The organism is Abyssibius alkaniclasticus (assembly GCF_020447305.1).
Classification (GTDB): domain Bacteria; phylum Pseudomonadota; class Alphaproteobacteria; order Rhodobacterales; family Rhodobacteraceae; genus Abyssibius; species Abyssibius alkaniclasticus.
The window spans coordinates 2,718,431-2,740,594 of the sequence record NZ_CP095732.1 but is presented as its reverse complement, the minus strand read 5'-3'; the positions used below and the strand labels follow the sequence as shown (position 1 = coordinate 2,740,594).

Here is a 22,164-nt window from a genome sequence, read left to right as displayed (position 1 = left end):
ATGGTATATTCGGTAACGCAAACACAACCCTTGGACGAGTAACTGTTTTTGCGACATACTGCGTTGCAAGGAGCATTGCGGCACATGACACTCAACGACCGAAACATGGATGACCCCGATATCGCCTCGGATTTGCTTGCGCATGACCTGCGCGCCGCAGCAGCCGGTGTGCTGTCATCGCTAAGCCTGATCGGCGCAGACGGGTTGAGCGGGGCGGAAAAGCGCAGCCTGCGCCAGGCGCGTGTGGCGGCAGCAACCCTGAAAGACCTGCTCGATATTTCGATGGGTGTCGGCGCGCTGTCCAAACGCGATGTTTCGCTGGCCGAACTTGCGCGGCGGATCGATAATCGCTGGCGCGACACGGCGGTTGAAAAAAGCCTGAATCTGCGCATAACCCTCAGCACCGATGCACCAACGGCCCTGCATGGCGCGGCGGCCGAGTTGAACCGGATTTTCGACAATATCCTTGGGAACGCGCTCAAATTCTGTGATGAGGGCGAGGTTTGCGTGCATTTTCACGGCACCGATGAGGGCGGGCTGACCGTAACGATTGATGATGACGGCCCCGGCTTTAGCGACGCGGCCCTGCGCGCGCTGTTTGCCCTGCGTGGCCGGCCCTTGGATGCGCGCAAAGATGGCACCGGCCTTGGGCTTTACATAACCAAAACGCTGACCGACCGGATGCGCGGTGATATCGACGTGCAAAACCGGCCCAAAGGGGGCGCGCGCATCACGCTCGCCTTTCCGCCCGAAATTTGCCACTTTGAAAATGCGCCGGCCAACGCGCCCGGTGCCATGCCAACCGGCGGTTTGCCCGATCTTTCGGCGCTGAAAATTCTGGTCGCCGAAGACAATCTGACCAACCAGCTTGTTGTCAGCCAGATGCTCGAGGCGATGGGCGCGCAGTTCGAGGTGGCCTCGGACGGGGTCGAGGCGCTGGAAATGCTGGCCAATGGCGGGTTTGACATTGCCCTGCTCGACATTGAAATGCCGCGCATGACCGGGCTGGACGTGATCCGCACCCTGCGCGCACGCAACGATGCGCTGGCGCGTTTGCCGCTTGTTGCCCTGACCGCCTATGCCATGCCCGACCATGTGGCGCGCATCATGGATGTGGGCGCCAATGGCCTGATCGCCAAACCGCTGACCAGTATCGACGATTTTGGCACGGCTGTGCTGGGATATGTCGGCGACAAGCCCCTGCAAAGCGCGCCGCTTGAACCTGTTGCATCCACAGAACTTACCGCGATTGACCGGCGGATTTTTGACAATCTGGCGCAAACGATGGGCCCGGCCGGAATGCGCGAATTGCTCAGCAAAATCACCGACGATCTTGAAAATGTGCAGGAAAAACTGCGCGCGGGGCAGGCCGGGGCGGCGGTGGAGCCTGTGCGCAGCGCCACGCATATTCTGATATCACTGGCCGGGGCCATTGGTGGCACGGGGCTGCAAAACCTTTCCCAGGAGCTTAATGCCGCCGTCAAAACCGAAGATTGGGCGCGTGTGGCCCCAAGGTTGGCACGGTTGATTGACGGGGTTGATGCGCTTTTGACATTTGTTGCCAAAGAGGCCGGCAATTGGTAGCAGAGGCGATGGCATCTCCTATTCTCCTTGTCGAAGACACGCTATCGCTGGCCATGCTGTATGAAACCGTGCTGAAAAAGGCCGGGCATGAGGTGGTGACCGCAAGCAGCCTGCAAGAGGCACGTGCGAGCTGGCGCAAATCCAAGGCCAGCACCGTGTTGCTCGACCTGATGCTGCCCGATGGCGACGGGATGGAGCTGATGGACGAGGTTCATCGCCATGACGCCAATGCACGGGTCATCGTGATTACCGCCAATGGCTCGATCAACCGCGCGGTTGAGGCAATGCGCCTTGGCGCCTTTGATTTTCTGGTGAAGCCGTTTGACGAAAACCGCCTGCTGCGCGCCGTTGAAAATGCGCTGAGTGCTGAGCGCACGCAGCGCGCCGATACGCCTGAAAAGCCGCAATCGGGCGAAGGGTTTCACGGGTTTCTGGGCAATTCCCCCGAAATGCAGGCAATTTACCGGATGATCGACCGGATCGGCCGCTCGACCGCTTCGGTTTTCATCACCGGGGAAAGCGGCACGGGCAAGGAGCTGGCCGCCCATGCGATCCATGATTGTTCGCCCCGTGCCGAAGGGCCGTTCATTGCGCTCAACTGCGGTGCAATCCCGCGCGACTTGCTGGAATCCGAGGTGTTTGGCCATCTGAAAGGCTCGTTCACCGGCGCCATTTCCGACAAGAAAGGTGCTGCGGCTGCGGCGCATGGCGGCACGCTGTTTCTGGATGAAATCTGCGAGATGGACCTGTCGCTGCAAACCAAGCTGCTGCGTTTCCTGCAAACATCAACGGTAACGCCGGTTGGCGCGGTGACACCCCGCGTGGTCGATGTGCGCATAGTCTGCGCCACCAACCGCGACCCTATGGTCGAAATGCGGGCCGGGCGCTTTCGCGAAGATCTTTACTACCGGTTGCATGTTGTGCCGATTCACCTGCCGCCCTTGCGCGAACGGCGCGACGATATTTTGAAGATTGCCGAGCTGACCTTGCATAAATTCGCACAGGAAGAAGGCAAGATGTTCCGTCGGCTCAATCCCGAAACCGCGCAGATGTTCCGCAGGCTCGACTGGCCGGGCAATGTGCGCCAGCTTTTGAACGTGCTGCGCAATGTGGTTGTGCTGAATGACGGTGTCGAGATGATGCCCGAAATGCTGCCGCATGATATTCTGGTGGAAGCCCGGCGCATGATGTCACCCAGCGCGCCGGAACACCCCGTCGCACGTGGCGATGCCACGCCAAAGATATCGGCCTTTGTTGGCCATACGCTTGCCGAAATGGAGCGGGCATTCATTGAGGCAACGATCGAGGCGAGCGACGGCTCGTTGCCGCAAGCGGCCCGCATTTTGGGCGTGTCACCCTCAACGCTTTATCGTAAACGTGAAAGCTGGACCTAGCCCCTTCAGGAGATGACGATGCTGTTTGACGCTGCCAAGGCCGCCCGCGCACAGGCCTATGCGCCCTATTCCAACTTTGCGGTGGGTGCGGCGATTGAAACCGCAACGGGCGCGGTGTTTTCCGGCTGCAATGTCGAGAATGTCGCCTATCCGCAGGGCACTTGCGCCGAAGCCGGGGCCATAGCGGCAATGGTGGCGGCGGGTGAACGGCAGATCACGCAAGTGCTGGTTATGGCCGTCAGCCCGCAGCCCGTTACGCCCTGTGGCGGCTGTCGGCAGAAGCTGGCCGAATTTTCCAGCCCCGATACCGTGGTCATTCTGGCCGATCTGAATGGCGAGCGGCGGCGCATGACAATGGCCGAGCTTTTGCCCTATGCGTTTGATCAGGCGCAGCTCGATAATAATTCTTGACCATCTGGACAAAAACCGCCCAATGCTACAGGTTCAACGCAGGGGGCTGACATGCTGACACAGGAAATTATTGCGCTTAAACGTGACGGGGGCGTGTTGCCACAGGCGGCGATTGCGCAATTCGTCGCCGGCATCACCGATGGCAGCATCTCCGAAGGCCAGGCCGCAGCCTTTGCGATGGCGGTATTTTTCCAGAAGATGAGCATTGATGAGCGTGTTGCGCTGACATGTGCCATGCGGGACAGCGGCGATGTGCTGACATGGGCCATGCCCGGCCCGGTGGTGGACAAACATTCAACCGGCGGCGTGGGGGACAATGTATCGCTCATGCTTGCGCCCGCGCTTGCCGCCTGTGGCGCCTATGTGCCGATGATTTCGGGCCGCGGCCTTGGGCATACGGGCGGCACGCTCGACAAGTTCGATGCCATCCCCGGCTATAACACCCAGCCCGATATTGGCGAATTGCGCCGCGTGGTCGGGCAGGTGGGCTGTGCGATTATCGGCCAGACCGGCGAAATTGCCCCCGCTGACAAGCGCCTTTACGGCATTCGCGACGTGACGGCGACAGTCGAATCGATTGACCTGATCACTGCCTCGATCCTGTCCAAAAAGCTTGCTGCGGGGTTGGAGCATCTGGTGCTGGATGTAAAGTTCGGCTCGGGCGCATTCATGGCCACGGCGGCCGACGCGCGCGCGCTGGCCGAAAGCCTTGTGCAGGTGGCTAACGGTGCGGGCTGCACCACCACCGCGCTGCTGACCGATATGAACCAGCCGCTGGCCAGTGCGGCCGGCAATGCGCTGGAAATGGCCAATGCCGTGGCGTTTTTGCGCGGCAATGCCGATGCACGGCTTTATGAGGTTACGGTCGCGCTTTGCGCTGACCTTTTGCACAGCGCCGGCTTGGCGGAAAGTCTGGATGATGCGCGCGCCAAGGTGAACAACGCCTATGCCAGCGGGGCGGCGGCAGAGAAATTCGCGCAGATGGTTGCCGCGCTTGGCGGGCCAGCCGATTTTATGGATGCGCCCGAAAAGCACATGGAAGCCGCGCCGATCATTATGGATTATTTCGCAAGAACCGAAGGCCATGTCGCGCAGATCAATACCCGCGCCGTGGGGCAGGCGGTGGTCGAACTTGGCGGCGGTCGCCGCCGCGCCGCCGATGCCATTGACTATGCGGTTGGGCTGGACAGGCTCGCATCGCTTGGGGCGAAGGTGGATGCACATACCCCCATCGCCCGCATTCATGCCCGCAGCGATGCCGGGCTGCAAGCCGCCCGCGCACGGCTGGACGCGGCCTATACCATTGGCGATGCGCCCGCCGAAACGCCGCTTGTTCTGGAAAGGATCGCACCATGAGCCGCGCTTTTCTTGTTGTGATGGATTCTGTTGGCATTGGCGGAGCAGGTGATGCCGCCGCCTTTGGCGATGAAGGTTCGGACACGCTCGGCCATATCGCCGCTGAATGCGCGGCGGGGCGTGCGAATGAGGGGCGAAACGGCCCGCTGCGCCTGCCCAATCTCGATGCACTTGGCCTTGGCCGGGCGGCGGAACTGGCCACCGGCACCTATCCGCCGGGTTTTTCATCCACACCCACCGGCCCCTACGCGGCGGCCAATGAAGTGTCCAACGGTAAAGACACGCCTTCGGGCCATTGGGAGCTTGCAGGAATGCCCGTGCCGTTTGACTGGCACTATTTCCCCGACACAAAGCCCGCCTTCCCAGCGGACAAGATTGCCGAGATGATTGCGCGGGCTGGCCTGCCCGGCATTCTGGGCGATTGCCATGCCTCGGGCACCAGAATTATTGAAGAGCTTGGCGAGGCGCATGTGAAAACCGGCAAGCCCATCGTCTATACCTCGGCCGATAGCGTGGTGCAGATCGCCGCCCATGAGCAGGCATTCGGGCTGGAAAAGCTATATGCGCTTTGCGAAATTGCCGCCGAACTTTTCCACCCGATGATGGTGGGCCGGGTCATCGCGCGCCCGTTTCTGGGGGCGGATGCGGCCAGCTTCAAACGCACGCCGAACCGGCATGATTATGCCATTACACCGCCCGAAAAAACCCTGTGCAACCGCGTGGTTGATGCGGGCGGGCGCACGCTTGCAATTGGCAAGATCGGCGATATTTTCGCCATGTCGGGCATTTCCGAAGTGTTCAAGGGCAAGGACGACATGGCTTTGTTCGACCATTTGCTTACCCTTGCCGACTCCGCGCAGGATGGCGACCTTGTTTTCGCGAATTTCGTCGAGTTTGACAGCGAATACGGCCACCGCCGCGATGTGCCGGGCTATGCGCGCGCGCTGGAAACCTTCGATGCGCGCATCCCCGCCTTGCTGAAGAAAATGCGCAAAGATGACCTGCTGATCATCACAGCCGACCACGGCAATGACCCGACCTGGCACGGCACCGAGCATACGCGCGAACGTGTGCCTGTGCTGGTGCATGGCGCGGGGCTTGAACCCGGCCCGCTGGGGCAGGTGGGTTTTGTGCAGGTTGGCGAAACATTGGCTGCCCATCTGGGCCTTGCCCAAGGCAAACATGGCAGGAGTTTTTTGTGAGAGATTTTACCGCGACCCCCAAGACAGAGCTGCATTTGCACCTTGAAGGGGCGGCGCCGCCCGCCTTTATCCGCCAGTTGGCGCATGAAAAGAAGGTCGATCTCGGCGGCATTTTCGGGGGTGACGGCAATTATGAATGGCACGGTTTCGTCAATTTTCTGGCGGTTTACGAGGCCGCCTGTTCGGTGCTGCAAACCCCCGATGATTTTGCACGTCTCACCGAAGCCGTGCTGGCCGAAAGCGCCAAGCATGGCGTGATCTATACCGAAATTTTTTTGGCGCCGGATTTTTGTGGCGGCGATCTGGTGAAATGGCGTGAATATCTGGCGGCGATGTGCGAGGCAGCGGCGCGGCAGGAGGCGAAGTTGGGCATTACATCGCGCTTCATTTCCACCGTTGTGCGCCATTTCGGGGCTGAAAACGCCCGCAAGACCGCGCGGATGTCGGCCGACACTGCCAGCCACATGCTGACCGGCTTTGGCATGGGTGGTGATGAGAATTTTGGCGATGTCGGCGATTTTGCCTGGGCCTTCGCCTGTGCCGCCGAAGCCGGCCTTGGCCTGACCAGCCATGCCGGCGAGGTGCGCGGGGCTGAAAGCGTGGTGCAGACCTTGCGCGACCTGAAAGTCAGCCGCATCGGCCACGGTGTGCGCGCGGTTGAAGATGCCGACCTGATGAAGCGGCTGGCGGGCGAAGGCGTGCATCTGGAGGTGAATCCCGGCTCCAACATCTCGCTTTCCGTGTTTCCGGCATTGGCCGACCACTCTATCAACAAGCTGCGCGATGCGGGCATTTCGATCAGCATCTCCACCGATGATCCGCCCTATTTTGATACCGATATGAGCCGCGAATATGCCGGGCTGAACGCCACTTTCGGCTGGGGAGAGGCCGATTTTCGTGCGATAAACCTCGATGCGATGGCAGCAGCCTTTTGTGACGAGGCGACCCGCGCCCGCATTGCAGCCCAATTCGAGGAGAGCGCCAATGACTGAGCATCTGACCACCCAACATTTGACAGTCGTCAAACACCCGCTGGTGCAGCACAAGCTGACCAAAATGCGTGAGCGCGGCACATCCACCGCCAAATTCCGCCAGCTTCTGCGTGAGATCAGCCTGCTGATCGGCTATGAAGTCACCCGCAACCTGCCGATGACCACAACCGATATCGACACACCGCTGGAAGAGATGGAAGCGCCGATTCTGAAGGGCAAGAAGCTCGCGCTGATCTCTATTTTGCGGGCGGGCAACGGGTTGCTTGATGGGGTTCTGGAGCTTATCCCTTCGGCCCGCGTTGGCTTTGTCGGGCTTTACCGCGACGAGGAAACCCTGCAACCGGTGCAGTATTACTTCAAGGTGCCAAAAGAGCTGGAACAGCGCGTTGTGATCGCTGTTGACCCGATGCTCGCCACCGGCAACTCCTCGGTTGCAGCAATTGACCTGCTCAAGAAAGCCGGGGCTAAAGATATCCGGTTTTTGTGCCTTCTGGCCGCCCCCGAAGGCATTAAGCGGATGAAAGAGGCGCATCCCGATGTGCCGATCATTACCGCCGCGGTCGACCGCCAGCTTTCCGAAATCGGCTATATCCTGCCCGGGCTTGGCGATGCGGGCGATCGGATGTTCGGCACGAAATAGGGGCAGATCATGGCCAGCACGCTCATCCGCAATGCCGATATTGTTGTGACGATGGATGCAAAGCGGCGCGAATTGGCCGGGGCTTCGGTGCTGGTTGAAGATGGGGTGATTGCCGCCATTGGCGATGGCCCCTATCTGGCCGATAGGGTGATTGATGCGCGCGGCTGCGTGGTCACGCCGGGGTTGGTGAACACCCACCACCACCTGTATCAAACCATGACCCGCGCCGTGCCCGGCGGGCAGGATGCGCTGCTGTTTGGCTGGCTGCAAACGCTTTACCCGATCTGGGCGCGCATGGGGCCGGAGCATATGCTGGTATCGGCCCAAGTTGGTTTGGCGGAACTGGCGCTTTCGGGCTGCACGCTGACATCCGACCATTTGTATCTGTTCCCCAACGGGTCACGGCTGGATGATACGATCGTGGCGGCGCAAAGCATCGGGCTGCGCCTGCACGCCACGCGCGGTGCGATGAGCATTGGCGAAAGCGATGGCGGCCTGCCGCCCGACAGTCTGGTCGAGGATGAGGCGGCGATTCTGACGGACAGTATCCGGCTGGTTGACACCTATCACAATGCCGCCGATGGCGCGATGCTGCGCATTGGCCTTGCGCCCTGTTCGCCCTTTTCCGTTAGTCGCGAATTGATGCGCGATGCAGCACTTCTGGCGCGTGACAAGGGCGTGATGCTGCACACGCATCTGGCCGAGAATGACGAAGACATTGCCTATTCGCTGGAGAAATTCGGCTGCCGCCCCGGTCAATATGCCGAGGATCTGGGCTGGACCGGCAGTGATGTGTGGCACGCGCATTGCGTTAAGCTGGATATAAGCGAGATTGACCTTTTTGCGCGCACAGGCACCGGCGTGGCGCATTGCCCCTGTTCCAATTGCCGGCTTGGTTCGGGCATTGCGCCCGTGCGCGCCATGCGCGATGCGGGGGTGAATGTGGGGCTGGGGGTTGATGGTTCGGCCAGCAATGATGCCGGTGATGTGTTAAGCGAGGCGCGTCAGGCGCTGCTGTTGCAACGCGTTCAGAATGGCGCCGATGCCATTTCGGCCCGCGAGGTGCTGGAAATTGCCACGCTGGGCGGGGCCAGGGTGCTGGGCCGCCCCGACCTAGGCAGCCTTGAAATTGGCAAGCGCGGCGATATCGCCATTTGGGACAGCCAGCATTTGGGCGCGGCAGGCGCGTGGGATGCGGTTGCCGCGCTCATCCTGTGCCCGCCCAAAGGCGTGCGCGACCTGTTGGTCGAAGGGCAAATTGTGGTGGAGGGGGGTGTGCTGGCGCGGCTCGATACCCGTCGCCTGATTGCCCGGCAAAATCAGCTTGCCGCAGGGCTGGTTTAGGGGCCGCGCCGCAGCGCAGCCCCCGGATTTCAGTCTTCTTCCGGAATGACCAGATTAAGCACGACTGCGATGATTGCGGCCGGCAGCAGCCCGCTGGTCAGCAGAATCTGCATGGTCTTGCCCATATGCAGCAGTGCCTCGGGCACCAGTTGCAGGCCAAAACTCACCGAAATTGCAGTTGCGAAAATCACCATGTTGCGGCGGTTCCAGTTCACGTCTGACAGCATGGAAATGCCGGCAGCAACCACCATGCCGAACATGACGATGACACCGCCGCCCAGCACGTTGATCGGCATGGTCGAGATGGCGGCACCGACCTTGGGCACAAGACCCGCGGCAATCAGGAACAGCGCGCCGATGGTCACGACATGGCGGCTCATCACCCCGGTCATTGCAACAAGGCCGACATTCTGGCTGAAGCTGGTATTGGGCAGCGAGCCGAAGACACCCGCCACCGCCGTGCCAAGCCCGTCGGCATAGGTTGCCCCGGCGATTTCCTTGTCGGTCGCTTCACGCCCGGCCCCGCCTTTGGTAATGCCGGATACATCGCCGACCGTTTCAATCGCCGAAATGATGGCCATGAGGCACATGCCGATGATGATGGCCCAGTTCAACTCGAACCCCCATTTGAAGGGCGAGGGCACGGTCAGCCAGGCGGCATTGCCGATATTGCCAAAGCTGACCTGCCCCATGAGCAGCGCAACAATATAACCCGCGATCAGGCCCACAAGCACCCCGGCGACTGAAAGCATCCCCTTGGTGAAAAACTTCAGAACAAGCGTTACCGCGATCACCACGAAGGCGGGGAACCACATGGCCAGGCTGCCGAATTTCAGGGTTGACGTATCAAGCGCCGTGCCCCCGGCCTTGGCGCTGGCCATTGCCGCGGTTGCCGCATCATAGGCAGGCACGCCACCGGCGGCATATTGCACGCCAACCTTGATCAGCGCGAGGCCGATCATGGTCACGATCAGCCCGGTCACAAGCGGTGGCAGGGCAAAGCGCAATTTGCCAATGAAGGTGCCGAGGCAGAAGTGAAAAACGCCGCCGATCATTACGCCGGTCATCAGACCGGCCATGCCGCCAACGCCGGCACCGGCCACTGCCGGGATCATGATCGGCACAAAGGCAAAGCTGGTGCCCTGCACAATGGGCAGGCGCGCGCCAACCGGCCCCATGCCGATGGTTTGAAACAAGGTGGCTATACCTGCAAACAGCATGGCCATTTGAATCATGTAAATCATGTTGGAAAGGTCGCCCGAGCCAAAGCCAATGCCCGCCGCACCCGCCACGATGATCGCGGGCGTCACGTTGGAAGCAAACATGGCCAGCACATGCTGAATGCCCAATGGCACCGCCTGTGCCAGGGGTGGCATCGAGTTCGGGTCGCGATACATGTCTCGTGTAATTTCTGTCATATGTCCCTCACTGTTGTGCGTCGTTGCGCAGAATGGCCAACATTTAGTAGTCCGGCTTGAGAATGATGGCATAGTTCCTGCAAAAATCTCATCAAGCAACTTCATAAGAATAGAATTCACTTTCAAAGGAAAGTAAATAATCGGCGAAGCGTTGCGCGCGGTTCCGGGTTTTCGCGCGCGTCAGCTTGTGCCGGCTTTGGCGAGCTTCTATGTTGCGCAACGGACCAGCCACAAAGGAGCCTGCGATGAGCGACGAACAGGATTTTGACCCCGTAGACGCGCTGGCCGAGGATGAAGACGCTTATGCGCTTGATCAGGACATTGTCGAGACAATCTTGCAGGCGGTCGAGGCGCAAGACCAGAACCAGCTGATTGCCCTGCTCGAGCCGCTGCATGTGGCCGATATCGCCGATATTCTGGAGCAGATCAGCCGTTCGGAACGCGCCGCGCTGATTGATCTGTGGGGCATCGAGCTGGATGGCGAGGTGCTGTCCGAGCTTGAGGAAGGCGTGCGCGACGAGATTTTGCGCGACCTGCCTGACCATGTTCTTGCCGAAGCCGTGCGCGAGCTTGAAACCGATGACATGGTCTATCTGGTAGGAGACCTGGACGAGCCGCAGCAGGAAAAACTGCTGCACGCGCTGGAAGATGCCGACCGCGCCGCTGTCAAAATGTCGTTGCAGTTCGATGAATATACCGCCGGTCGTCTGATGCAGCGCGAGCTGGTTTCGGCCCCTGAACACTGGAATGTCGGCGATATCATCGACTTTATGCGCGCCAGCGATGACCTGCCCGAAAGTTTTTACGATGTGTTCATTGTCGACCCGCGCCAGCACCCTTTGGGCACGGTGCGCCTGTCAAAAATCATGGCCGCGCCGCGCGCCACCAAGCTGACAGACCTGATGAGCGAGGATTTCCGCACCATTCCTGTTGATCAGGAGCAGGAGGACGTGGCCTATGCGTTCAACCAGTATCATATGGTTTCGGCCCCCGTGGTGGATGGGGATGGCCGCCTTGTCGGGGTCATCACAATTGATGACGCGATGGAGGTTCTGGAGGATGAGGCCGAGGAGGATATGAAGCTGCTCGCCGGTATCGGCGATGAGGAGCTTTCGGATTCCGTGCTGCAAACCGCGCGGCTGCGCTTTCCGTGGCTGGCGGTGAATCTGGCGACGGCCATTCTGGCATCATTGGTGATCGGGCTGTTCGAGGACACGATTCAAACGCTGGTCGCGCTGGCGGTGCTGATGCCGATTGTCGCCAGCATGGGCGGCAATGCCGGCACCCAAACCCTGACAGTGGCCGTGCGGGCGCTGGCCACGCGCGACCTGACATCGTCCAACGCCATGCGCATCGTGCGGCGCGAGGCGCTGGTCGGCCTTGGCAACGGGCTGGTTTTCGCGGTGGTTATCGGTGTTGTCAGCTGGCTGTGGTTTGATGTGGCCCTGCTGGGCGTGGTGATTGCCGCCGCGACCGTTGTGAACATGCTGGTGGCCGGGCTTGCGGGCATTCTCATTCCCATCAGCCTTGAAAAGGTGGGGGCCGACCCGGCGCTTGCCTCGGGCACATTTGTAACCACAGTCACCGATGTGGTTGGTTTTTTTGCCTTTTTGGGGCTTGCGGGGCTGGTTTTGCTTTAACCGCATCAGGCGCTGCCCCGCATTCGCCCTGTGGAGCAACAAGCAGCAACGCGGCCGGGAACTGGTGCAAATTCAGCTAGCCGCTGATGCGCAGAATTTCGGTGCGGCTGCCTTTTTGCACGCGGATCGAGATGTCATCCATCGCAATAATCCGCCACCCGCCCGAAAAACTTTCCCCCAGCGTCAACCGGATATAACGGCCCGAAGCAAGGCGCACGAGCGCGCGGCGGGAATCGGCCGTGCCATAAATGCCGATCAACGCGACCTCGCGCAGGTTGATGGCATTTTCAATTGTCGCCGCGCGGGCCACCGAGGCGCGGGTTGGCAAGGCAACGCTTTGCGGCTCGGCCGGAATGGCCGGGCTTGATGTTGTTGCCGATGTCGCCCGCGCGTTCACCAGCGGGGCAATGCGGGCCGCAAAATCGGCGCTGCGATGCGATGCGCGGCTGGCGGTGCGCGGGGCGGCCCCCGAAATAATGTCATCGGTGGCAACGGCGGCCAGCGCGAAGGCTTCGGGGCGGCGCGCCGGGCGCAGGCGCTGGGCCTCTTCAAGCGCGATGGGCGAGGCGGGCGAAGCTGCGCCATCCTCAGCAACCGCTGCTGTTTCCGTCTCTGCCTCGGCACCCTCGGCGGTTTCTGTATCATCGGCCGCCTCGGGCGCCGGGCGCGCGCGCAGCAGTGGAATGAAGGCCGGACGGCCCGTGACAACCGCAACATCCTCGGGCTGCGGTTCCGATCGGGGCCCGGCATCTGCCGCAACGCTGGCTGCAATTATGGTTTCAATCGTGCCTATTTCTATCGGGGTTGGGGCTGTGGCACCCGAGCGCAGCAAAAGCGCGAAGTCAGGCAAGCCCGAGATAATCTCATAATTCTGCTCTTGCGCGGCAAGCTCGGCTGCTGCGGCACCTTCTGCTGGCGCTGGCTGCGCCGCATCTGGAACACGCACAACCGGGTCTGGCAAGGGTGTTGCCGCCGCCAGATCATCAAGAATGTTCGACGCGGCTTCGCGCGCAACAACAATTTCTGCCGGTGCGCTTTCATCCGGGGCCGGGCTTTCGACCGTCGCTGCCTCGGCCAGATCCGATGGCGCAACCAGGGGCGCAACCTCGGGCGTTTCAGCGCGCGCGACCAGTTCGGCTTGCGCAGGCTCTGGCGGTGCGGCATCGGCCTGGGCCAGATCAACAGGCGCTTCGCCCGTATCGGCGATATCGGCAACCGGGGGCAATTCGGCGGTTTGCGATTGCGTGGCGAGCGGGTCAAGGGCGGGCGTGGCCGGTGCTTCGGCAACTGCAAGCGCCGGTTCAACTGGCCCGGCATCTGTTTGGGCGGCCTGATCGGCCAGCAGAACCGGCGCGACCTCGGCAATATCGGTGCCGGGCGCTTCGGGCTCGGGGCTGCTTGCCACGGCGCGTTCGGGCGCGGGGGCCGGCTCTGGCGCAGTGGTTTGCTCGGCCACCACCGCTGGCACGGCCTCGGCCTGGGCCGGGGCTTCGGGTGCGGGGGCCAGATCGGCCAGCGCATCCGGGCTGGCGGGGCTGCGCCAGCCAAACGGGTCGGCCCAATAGGCGCCGCCAAGCGCAAGACCAACCGCCAAAACCACGGCTGCGGCCTTGGCGGCGGTTTGAAGGGCGGCTTTCGGGTCGGCTGGTGCCTTGAAATAGATTCGGTCGTCAAAGCCTTCGGGCACGCGATTCATGGAAAACTGCTCGGCCTTGAACCCGTGGCTGGTGGCAAAACGCCGCGCCTCGGAAAGCGTGGTTTTGCGCACGGCAAAGGTGGGGGTGAAGCCGTTTTCATCCGTCGCGCCCAGTTCTACCAGAAAATCATCGGCAGGATGCGTGGTGATCGTGGCCAGCGCAGTGCGGGCTTCGGCACGGCGGGCCTCGGCCTCGGTTGCTGCAATTTTCAGTTTGCGTTCAATGATTTGCGCATCGGGCAGCCAGACGGTGTTGTGAAAACGCCGCCCTTCGAGCCGCACGGCAACCCGCCGCATGAAGGCCATTTTCTCGGCCAGCCCGTTATCGTTGAAACCGGCGCGCGCCATTTCATGCCAGTGGCCGTCAAAGGCCAGCTGCTGGAGCGAGGCGGCATCGCCAGACAGGTCTAGCGCAAGGGTGGGCGATTGTTTTGTCATCGGCTCTAAAACTAGTTTCTTGCACGTTCTAGCATTCTTGCCGCGCCATGTCAGCGCGGCAAGTTGGGCATGGGCAGTTTCAGGCCGATCAGGCCGTGGCTGCGTTCAGCGCCTGATCGAGGTCGGCGATCAGGTCATTGATGTCTTCAATACCGATGGACAGGCGCACAACATTTGCACCCGCGCCCGCCGCTTCCTGCTGTTCCGGCGTAAGCTGCCGGTGCGTGGTCGAGGCGGAATGGATGATCAGGCTGCGCGTATCGCCCAGATTGGCCACATGGCTGAAAATTTTCACCGCGTCGACCAACTTGGTGCAGGCCTCATAGCCACCCTTTACCGCAAAGGTGAACAGCGCACCCGCCCCTTTGGGGTAAAGCGCCTTGGCCCGCGCCGCATAGGGCGACGAGGGCAGGCCCGCATAGGTGACATAGTCAACGCGCGGGTCGGCCTCCAGCCAGGCGGCCAGCTTTTCGGCATTCTGCACATGGCGCTCCATCCGCAGGCTCAGCGTTTCAATGCCCAGCAGGGTTTGAAAGGCGTTCATCGGCGCCATCGTCATGCCAAGGTCGCGCAGGCCAATGGCGATGCCGTGAAAGACATAGGCCATCGGGCCGAATGTTTCGTGGAACTTCAGCCCGTGATAGGCAGGCTCGGGCTGGGAAAGCGACGGGAACTTGTTGGATGCCGACCAGTCGAATTTGCCGCTATCAACCACCATACCGCCCATCGAGGTGCCATTGCCCGACAGGTATTTCGTGGTGGAATGCACAACAATATGCGCGCCCTGCTCGAACGGGCGGCATAGGTAGGGGGTGGCCGAGGTATTGTCGACAATCAGCGGCACGCCAATTTCGCCCGCCGCTTTGGCCACGGCCGGAATATCGGTGATATAGCCGCCGGGGTTGGCGATTGATTCGCAGAATACCGCCTTGGTGTTCTCATCGGCTGCGGCGACAATCGCGGCCGGGTCGTCAAAATCGACAAAGGTGGCCGACCAGCCGAATCGTTTGATCGTATGGCTGAACTGCGTAACCGTGCCGCCATATAGCCGGGTTGAAACCACAATATTGCTGCCGGGCTGCATGAGCGGGAACAGCGCCATAATCTGGGCCGCATGGCCCGACGAACAGCCAACGGCGCCAATGCCGCCCTCCAATGCTGCAACGCGCTCTTGCAGGGCGCTGACAGTCGGGTTGGTCAGGCGCGAATAGATATAGCCAACCTCTTGCAGGTTGAACAAGGCCGCCGCGTGGTCTGCATCGCGAAACACATAGGCGGTTGTCTGGTAAATGGGCGTTTGGCGCGCACCGGTGGCAGGGTCGGGGCGGGCACCGGCGTGTATTTGTAGCGTGTCAAAGCCGTATTGTGGGGCGTCGGTCATTCAAGTCTCCAAATGTCAAAAGGGCGCGGTCACAGCTTAGCCGAAATCAGCCCGGTGTTGAAACCACCCATGCGCAATTCGCCCTGCAGCCGCTGATATTCGATTTTCGGGCAACGATCCATCACCACGCGCAGCCCGGCGGCAAGGGCGCGTTCGGCTGCGGCCTCATCGATAACGCCAATCTGCATCCAGATTGTGCGCAAATGGGGCAGGGTTGCAATGGCTTCGTCAACCACGGCGCCCGCCTCGCTGGAGCGGCGGAAAATATCGACCATGTCAACGGTTTCGTCTTTGGGAATGTCGGCAAGGCTGGGCACAATCCTTGCCCCGAACAGCGTTTGGCCGGCATAGGCCGGGTTGACGGGAATTACCTTGAACCCGCGCAGCCCCAGATAGCGCGCCACAAAATAGCTGGGGCGCACGGGGTTGGTTGACACACCCACACAGGCAATGGTTTTGGTTTCGGCGAAAATCGCGCGCAAAGCGGCATCATCTGGCGGGGTGTAGCTCATGGCTGCAAACTAGTCCCTTGCCCTGCCAAGCTCCAGAGCAAAAAAAGCGCCCGGGCAAATGCCGGGCGCAGTGTGGAACGAGGGACAGTGAAGGAAGCAGGGCGTTCCAGCATCCTGCTTCCGACTTAAGGTAAGGGCATTTTCGCCCCGTTAAAGAGCCTATCAGCACAATGTGAACGGGGCATGACCAAGGGCGCGGATTTCTGCCGATTAGGTCGCAAAATTTGGCCAATTTGCGTTTGCACGCGCAATATAACCCGCCGGATCGCGCCGCCATGTCGTGCGCACATCCAGGCTGAAGTTCAGATAGAGGCGATTCTCGACCACGCTCCAGGCTTCGGGCACGGTGCTGGCTTGCGCGTTCTGGGCCATTGCAAATGCACACCAGCCGCCATATTGCGGGGCGTATTGCGCCGGGTTGGCGGTAAACATATCGCGCGTCTCGGCGCTGGCAAATGCAAAGCGTGCGCCATCATACATGGTGGTGAATTGCGCCTGGCCCGGCACGGGCGCGCCTTGGGTGAAATAGGCCACAACATCATGCCCGTTGGCAGCGAGGTTCTGGCGCAGGAAATAGGGTGCCGATAGCGCGGGCAAGGCAAGGCTGGCGCTGGCAAGGCCCAGAACAAAGCTGCGTCGCTGCATGATTTCCCCCCTGATAACCAAGGGGAATCTAGCAATTTTCAGCCCCCGTCGCCAGCCGCACCAACGCGAATGTGATCGGGCTGGCGCGCGGTTACGGCATAAAGCGACACCGCCGCCGCGTTGGAAACGTTGAGCGAGGCAAATGCCGCTGCGGCCGGAATGCGCACCAGATGGTGGCATAAATCGCGGGTCAACTGGCGCAGGCCCGGCCCTTCGGCGCCCAAAGCCAGCGCAATCGGCCCCTGTGGCAGGGTCGGGGCAAGCGCGCCGATATCGGCCTCGGCCGCGCCATCCAGCCCCAAAATCGTATAACCCATGTCGCGCAACCCGTTCATGGCGCCCGCAAGGTTGGGCACGCGCATATAGGGCTGGCGCTCTAGCGCGCCCGATGCGGTTTTGGCCAGCGCGCCGGTTTCAGGCGCCGAATGGCGATGTGGGGCAATCACCGCGCGCGCGCCGAACACCTCGGCCGAGCGCAGGATCGCGCCCACATTATGCGGGTCGGTCACACGGTCGAGCAGCAGCACGAGCGGCGCATCGTTGCGCGGCGCGCAGATTTCCGAAACCGAACCCCAGTCGAGCGGTTTCACCTCTAGCACCGCGCCCTGATGCACCGAGTCACGGTCGATCGGCGGGTTGAACTTGCGCGGGTCGTGGAGTTCAGGCGCAAGGCCGCTGGCCGCGATCTCGGCCGCAAGTTTTTGCGCGGCATTCGGCGTGACCATCAGGCGCAGCTTTTGGCGTGCCGGGTTTGCCAGCGCATCGCGCACCGCATGAAGGCCAAACAAAAAGAGGGTTTCCGCCGCACCGGCCCGCTTGGCACGTTCTTTCTCGATCACATGCGCGGGTTTTTTGGGCCGTTTGGCCGGAGGGTGAGACATGGTGAACCTTTCCGAAACCGCACCCATCGGGCGCTGATCTGTGCATATACCGCAGTTTTTCCGGAAATGCCCGAAAATCGGGTTTCGTGGTGGGCGATCCTGGAATCGAACCAGGCGTGAGTCGCCTCGAGGGAGTTACAGTCCCCTGCCACACCTTGCGGCCTATCGCCCATCACAGCGGGGTGAATAATCGGCCCGGGGTGGCGCGTCAACTCGAAAACTGCCAAAATTTCAAAAGATGCGGCAATGCAGGTAAAGCCGGGCTAACTGGTGCCCGGTTTGCCGGGCGGTGCAAGCCGTTGCGCGGTTGGCGTGGTATCTTGTGCAAGCGATAGCAGTTGCAGGGCCTTGTTGCGCCGCGCTGCGCCAAGTTTGCCATGCCCAAAGGCCAGGCTGCCGTTGCGATGCGGCAATTCCAGCGCAATATCGGAAAGGCCAAGGCCCGGAAGCGGCAGGAAATCGCCGCATTTCAGGCCGGCAACCATGCGGGTTGGCAGGCTGAAACGGTCGATAATGCAGCGCGCGGCAATGGGGGCGCCCAGAGCAACCTTGTGCATATGCGCATACCAGTTTTGTGCTTCGGCGCCAAGTTTCTGCGGTGCGTCTGTGGTTGATGTGCTGGCAAGCCTGTTGCAAAAATCCAAATGAAAATAGATACTTATATTGCAAACCTCATTATTCGCATCAAGTTGGACAGGAAGCAGAAATTCTGCATAACCCCCCTCGGGCAGACGGGATTGCAATGCAGCTTTGTCGGGCTTCGGGCCACGGTTGGGCAAGGGGGACAGCATGGAGTCACCCGCATTCGGGGTAAGTTTTTCGGCCAGCTGTTCCAGCAGACGATGCGCAAAAAACCCGGCCAATGCGCTTTCAACCCGCGAGGGTGCCGCCGCGTTGCCGCGCGGTTTCGTGCCGGCAAGCGCGCAGGCGAGCTGGCGCACAAGGGCCGGGGGCAGGGCAAGCAGGCCAACGGGCGGGGCTGGCCCGGCGCGCAGAACCTGCAGGAACGCGCCATCTTCCAGCGTATCGAGCATGGCGTCGCGCGCGACAAGCGCAATGGCTGGCGGCGATACCTGGGCCTTGCCGGCCAGCATTTGTGCATTGGCGGTGTTTGCTGCGGCCAGCAGGCCCGCCACAATTGCGTTCTGATGGGGAATTGCCGGGCCGGTGGTGTTGCGCGCGGCCAGCAAGGCGGCCTTTGCACTAGTCATTTTGCGCCTCGTCGGGCGGATCGAGCAGTTTGATTTCGCCCGCCTCGACCAGGCGGCGGATATTGCGCAGTATGTCAAGCTGGGCGGCATCGGCTTCGGCGGGTTTGACGGTGCCAAGCTCGGCCATCGCCTCCTCCATCTGCGCGGCCATGCGTTTGGACAGGTTGCCAAGGATGAATTCGCGGCTGTCCGGCGCGCTCGTCTCGGCCCCGATCAAGGCGCGCAGCAGCATGTCTTCTTCAACGGCTTGGGTGATCGAGCCGATGTCGCGCGGCGAAATGCGCATCGGAATATCGTTGAAGGTGAACATTTTGCGGCGAATCGCGGCCGAGACTTCGGGCATCGTGCCTTCGAAATGGCCAAGAATATGGTCGCGCACCGGGCCGGGGGTAAAGTTCATGATGGCGCCGATCCGCTCGCTTGGGGGCGTGGGGCGCTGGCGGGGGCGGGCGCGCAATGCCTCGTGCAGCACGGCACCGATTTCGGCCACAACCTCGTCGGCCAGATGCTGGTTTTCGTTCAGCGCGACAACCACATCGCGCGCATGGTCGGCATCAAAGGCGGCCAGCACGGCGGCGGCCCGTTCGGCGGGCAGGCGGGCCAGCACGATCGCGGCAATTTGCGCGTGTTCGGGGGTAAGAATATCGCACAAAGCCTCGGGCGGGGCGGCGATGATGTCGCGCCAAACATCCTGAGCGTCGCTGGCCGAAAGCTCGCCCATGATCCGCTCCATCACGGCGTCCGATACATAATCCTTCAGCAATTCGCGCACATGACCCATGCCACCGGCCACGCCCAGCCCGGCGGTTTCAAGTTCGGCCAGAAATTCGTCTATCACCAGATGCACGGTGTCGGGGCGGATCTGGCGCAGTGTCGACATGGCGGCCACGAAATGGCGCAACCCCGTCTCATCCAGCGTTTCAAGAAAGGGGCGCGCGCTTTGACTGCCAAGCGCGCCAATCAGCACCGCCGCCTTTTGCGGTTTGCTGAGCTTTGGCACCGGTGCTTGCGGGGCAGTCGGCGCGGGTTTGGCAAGGGCGGTGCTGGGCATATTCTGTCCGGTCGGTGTTTTGCCCGATCATTGCCGCAGATTATGAAGATTGGCTTAAGGCCGCTCGATGGCGATGGCCGTGCCCTCGCCGCCACCAATGCAAATGGCCGCCACGCCGCGCTTCAGCCCGCGCCGTTCCAACGCGTGCAGCAGCGTTACGATAATGCGCGCGCCGGAAGCCCCAATAGGGTGGCCAAGCGCACAGGCGCCACCGTTGACATTGACCTTGTCGCGGCTCAGCCCCATTTCGCGCATGAAGGCCATTGGCACCACGGCAAAGGCTTCGTTCACCTCCCACAGGTCAACATCCGCCACGCGCCATCCAAGCCTGGCAAGCAGTTTTTGCGCGGCAGGCACCGGCGCGGTGGGGAAATTGGCCGGGGCATGGGCATGGCTGGCATGGCCCAGAATGCGCGCGCGAACCTCGCCCTTGGTGCTGCTTTCGCGCGCCAGCACAAGCGCCGCGGCACCGTCTGAAATGCTGCTGGAATTGGCCGCCGTAACCGTGCCGCCCGCGCGGAAGGCGGGTTTGAGCAGCGGAATCTTCTCGGGCCGCGCCTGGGCGGGCTGTTCGTCTTGCGCAACCGTCACACTGCCTGTGCGGCTGGTTACGGTCAGCGGCGTCACCTCGGCGTCAAAATCACCCTCGGCAATGGCGCGCAGCGAAAAGTTGAGCGAATCCAAAGCATAAGCATCTTGTTCTTCACGTGAAAACTGAAAGGTCTGCGCGCAGTCTTCGGCAAATGTCCCCATCAGGCGGCCCTTGTCATAGGCGTCTTCCAGACCGTCCAGAAACATGGAATCAACCACCTGCCCATGCCCAAGCCGCGCGCCTGCGCGCATTTTGGGCAGCACATAAGGCGCGTTTGACATGCTCTCCATACCGCCGGCAACCACCAGCGCGCCGTTACCGGCCAGCAGTTGGTCATGCGCCATCATCACGGTTTTCATGCCCGAGCCGCACATTTTATTGAGCGTCGATGCGGGAACGGATTCGGGCAATCCGCCCAAAAACCCGGCCTGGCGGGCGGGTGCCTGGCCCTGGCCTGCGGGCAGCACGCAGCCCATGAGCAACTCATCGACCTGCGCGCCCTCTATGCCTGCACGCTTCAGTGCCGCGGCAATGGCAGCCCCGCCAAGTTCGGCGGCGCTGAGCGGCGAAAGCGCGCCCATCAGCCCGCCCATTGGCGTGCGGGCGGCACCCAGAATCACCACCGGGTCAGTCATGGGCTATCTCCTGTTGGCCGCGCTCGCGGTAGGGGGTTGTGGCGAAATGCGCGCGGTAGCATTTGGAAAAATGCGACGGGCTGGCAAAGCCGCAAGCCAGCGCCACGTTGATCACGCTCATATCGGTTTGCAACAGCAGGTTGCGGGCCTTTTGCAGCCGCAGCTCCATATAATAGCGTTTGGGCGAGCGGTTCAGATAGCGGCGGAACAGCCGTTCCAACTGCCGCGTCGACATGCCGACATCGCTGGCCAGAATGGATGGCGACATCGGCTCTTCGAGGTTCTTTTCCATCACCTGAATGACATTGGCGAGCTTGGGGTGGCGCACGCCAATGCGGGTTGGCACGGAAAGGCGCTGTTCGTCCTTATCGGTGCGCACGGTGGTATAGATCATCTGGTCGGCCACGGCATTTGCCAGATCTGCCCCATAGTCATTGGCGATGATCTTGAGCATCAGATCGGCCGAAGATGTGCCGCCGGCCGAGGAATAGCGGTTGCCATCAATGGTGAAAATCGCGGTCGAAACCATCAGTTCCGGATATTCCTCCTGAAACGCCTCGCGGTTTTCCCAGTGGATTGTCGCGCGCTTGCCATCCAGCATTCCGGCCTTGGCCATAAGCTGCGTGGCGGTGCAAAGCCCGCCAATCGGCATTCCCTTGCGCGATTCGCGGCGCAGCCAGGCGATCATCGGGCGGGTCATGGTGGTTTTGATGTTGATGCCACCGCAGACCATGATTGTGGTATCGCGCGCCACGTCACCAAGCCCGGAATTGACCCGCACTTCGGTGCCGTTGGAACACACCGCCGTTTCGCCGTTTTCCGAGGCAAGGCTCCACTGATACAGCTTTTTTCCGGCCATGCGGTTGGCCAGCCGCAGCGGTTCCAGTGCCGAGGCAAAGGCGATCATGGAATAATCATGCAGCAGCACAAACAGGTAATGTGCAGGCTTTTGGTCTATCGAATCATTGCGCAACGCCATCACACACTCCCCTACGCGGCACATCATGTTCAGATTGCGGCGTGGCAGGGTCAAGGGGTATTCAGAAAACGGCGTCGCATATTGGCAAAAATCGCCGAAAAACCGCGTTTGTGCGCTGGTCTCCTGCTTTTGCCTGCCGTATAACAAACCGCTTTATTTACA

At 61.4% G+C, this 22,164-nt stretch carries 19 protein-coding genes and 1 tRNA gene; 9 read left to right on the top strand and 11 right to left on the bottom strand.

Features of this window, described 5'->3' with window-relative positions; genetic code table 11:
- Positions 1-84 precede the first annotated feature (84 nt).
- The 8 genes from LGT41_RS13655 to LGT41_RS13620 are packed head-to-tail and all read left to right on the top strand — an operon-like array spanning position 85 to position 8,923.
- Entirely contained in the window at positions 85-1,584 is a 1,500-nt protein-coding gene (locus LGT41_RS13655; RefSeq protein WP_274127461.1) for a response regulator, read from the top strand.
- A gap of 8 nt (positions 1,585-1,592) precedes the next feature.
- Positions 1,593-2,978, top strand: coding sequence for a sigma-54-dependent transcriptional regulator (locus LGT41_RS13650; RefSeq protein ID WP_274127460.1), 1,386 nt, complete (start codon positions 1,593-1,595; stop codon positions 2,976-2,978).
- 12 nt (positions 2,979-2,990) lie between these two features.
- The gene (gene cdd / locus LGT41_RS13645; protein ID WP_420720188.1) at positions 2,991-3,389 is read left to right on the top strand and encodes a cytidine deaminase; all 399 of its coding nucleotides are present in this window, start codon (positions 2,991-2,993) and stop codon (positions 3,387-3,389) included.
- Between the two features lie 51 nt (positions 3,390-3,440).
- Complete coding sequence (gene deoA, locus LGT41_RS13640) at positions 3,441-4,745, top strand: thymidine phosphorylase (RefSeq protein WP_274127458.1); 1,305 nt, start codon at positions 3,441-3,443, stop codon at positions 4,743-4,745.
- Positions 4,742-5,947: a phosphopentomutase gene (locus LGT41_RS13635; protein ID WP_274127457.1), complete on the top strand. Its 1,206-nt coding sequence runs from the start codon at positions 4,742-4,744 to the stop codon at positions 5,945-5,947. The genes deoA and LGT41_RS13635 overlap by 4 nt, the downstream gene beginning before the upstream one ends.
- A complete protein-coding gene (locus LGT41_RS13630; RefSeq protein ID WP_274127456.1) occupies positions 5,944-6,939 on the top strand; it encodes an adenosine deaminase in 996 nt (331 codons plus the stop codon). The genes LGT41_RS13635 and LGT41_RS13630 overlap by 4 nt, the downstream gene beginning before the upstream one ends.
- A complete protein-coding gene (gene upp, locus LGT41_RS13625) occupies positions 6,932-7,579 on the top strand; it encodes a uracil phosphoribosyltransferase (RefSeq protein ID WP_274127455.1) in 648 nt (215 codons plus the stop codon). Before LGT41_RS13630 ends, upp begins: the two co-directional genes overlap by 8 nt.
- Before the next feature lie 9 nt (positions 7,580-7,588).
- Positions 7,589-8,923, top strand: a complete 1,335-nt coding sequence (locus tag LGT41_RS13620; RefSeq protein WP_274127454.1) for an 8-oxoguanine deaminase — start codon at positions 7,589-7,591, stop codon at positions 8,921-8,923.
- Between the two features lie 29 nt (positions 8,924-8,952).
- Here the strand turns inward: LGT41_RS13620 and LGT41_RS13615 are convergent, their stop codons facing one another.
- On the bottom strand, positions 8,953-10,341 hold the full coding sequence (locus LGT41_RS13615; RefSeq protein ID WP_274127453.1) for a uracil-xanthine permease family protein: 1,389 nt from the start codon (positions 10,339-10,341) through the stop codon (positions 8,953-8,955).
- A gap of 245 nt (positions 10,342-10,586) precedes the next feature.
- Between LGT41_RS13615 and mgtE the strand changes: the two genes are divergently transcribed.
- Complete coding sequence (gene mgtE / locus LGT41_RS13610; protein ID WP_274127452.1) at positions 10,587-11,981, top strand: magnesium transporter; 1,395 nt, start codon at positions 10,587-10,589, stop codon at positions 11,979-11,981.
- A 76-nt stretch (positions 11,982-12,057) separates the two neighbouring features.
- Here the strand turns inward: mgtE and LGT41_RS13605 are convergent, their stop codons facing one another.
- The 10 genes from LGT41_RS13605 to LGT41_RS13560 all read right to left on the bottom strand — a co-directional run bounded on the left by LGT41_RS13605 (position 12,058) and on the right by LGT41_RS13560 (position 22,002).
- On the bottom strand, positions 12,058-14,115 hold the full coding sequence (locus LGT41_RS13605) for a hypothetical protein (protein ID WP_274127451.1): 2,058 nt from the start codon (positions 14,113-14,115) through the stop codon (positions 12,058-12,060).
- An 88-nt stretch (positions 14,116-14,203) separates the two neighbouring features.
- Positions 14,204-15,496 (bottom strand): O-acetylhomoserine aminocarboxypropyltransferase/cysteine synthase family protein, encoded by a 1,293-nt coding sequence (locus tag LGT41_RS13600; RefSeq protein ID WP_274127450.1) that lies wholly within the window; start codon positions 15,494-15,496, stop codon positions 14,204-14,206.
- Positions 15,497-15,525: 29 nt separating this feature from the next.
- The gene (locus LGT41_RS13595) at positions 15,526-16,008 is read right to left on the bottom strand and encodes a CoA-binding protein (RefSeq protein ID WP_274127449.1); all 483 of its coding nucleotides are present in this window, start codon (positions 16,006-16,008) and stop codon (positions 15,526-15,528) included.
- Between the two features lie 210 nt (positions 16,009-16,218).
- A complete protein-coding gene (locus LGT41_RS13590; protein ID WP_274127448.1) occupies positions 16,219-16,653 on the bottom strand; it encodes a YHS domain-containing (seleno)protein in 435 nt (144 codons plus the stop codon).
- A gap of 38 nt (positions 16,654-16,691) precedes the next feature.
- Positions 16,692-17,534, bottom strand: coding sequence for a 23S rRNA (guanosine(2251)-2'-O)-methyltransferase RlmB (gene rlmB / locus LGT41_RS13585; protein WP_274127447.1), 843 nt, complete (start codon positions 17,532-17,534; stop codon positions 16,692-16,694).
- An 87-nt stretch (positions 17,535-17,621) separates the two neighbouring features.
- A tRNA-Tyr gene (locus LGT41_RS13580) sits at positions 17,622-17,705 on the bottom strand.
- Between the two features lie 92 nt (positions 17,706-17,797).
- Entirely contained in the window at positions 17,798-18,745 is a 948-nt protein-coding gene (locus LGT41_RS13575) for a hypothetical protein (protein WP_274127446.1), read from the bottom strand.
- A complete protein-coding gene (locus tag LGT41_RS13570) occupies positions 18,738-19,796 on the bottom strand; it encodes a FliG C-terminal domain-containing protein (protein WP_274127445.1) in 1,059 nt (352 codons plus the stop codon). The genes LGT41_RS13575 and LGT41_RS13570 overlap by 8 nt, the downstream gene beginning before the upstream one ends.
- A gap of 54 nt (positions 19,797-19,850) precedes the next feature.
- Positions 19,851-21,023, bottom strand: a complete 1,173-nt coding sequence (locus LGT41_RS13565; RefSeq protein WP_274127443.1) for a thiolase family protein — start codon at positions 21,021-21,023, stop codon at positions 19,851-19,853.
- Positions 21,016-22,002, bottom strand: coding sequence for a GlxA family transcriptional regulator (locus tag LGT41_RS13560; RefSeq protein ID WP_274127442.1), 987 nt, complete (start codon positions 22,000-22,002; stop codon positions 21,016-21,018). Before LGT41_RS13560 ends, LGT41_RS13565 begins: the two co-directional genes overlap by 8 nt.
- Between the last annotated feature and the right edge of the window lie 162 nt (positions 22,003-22,164).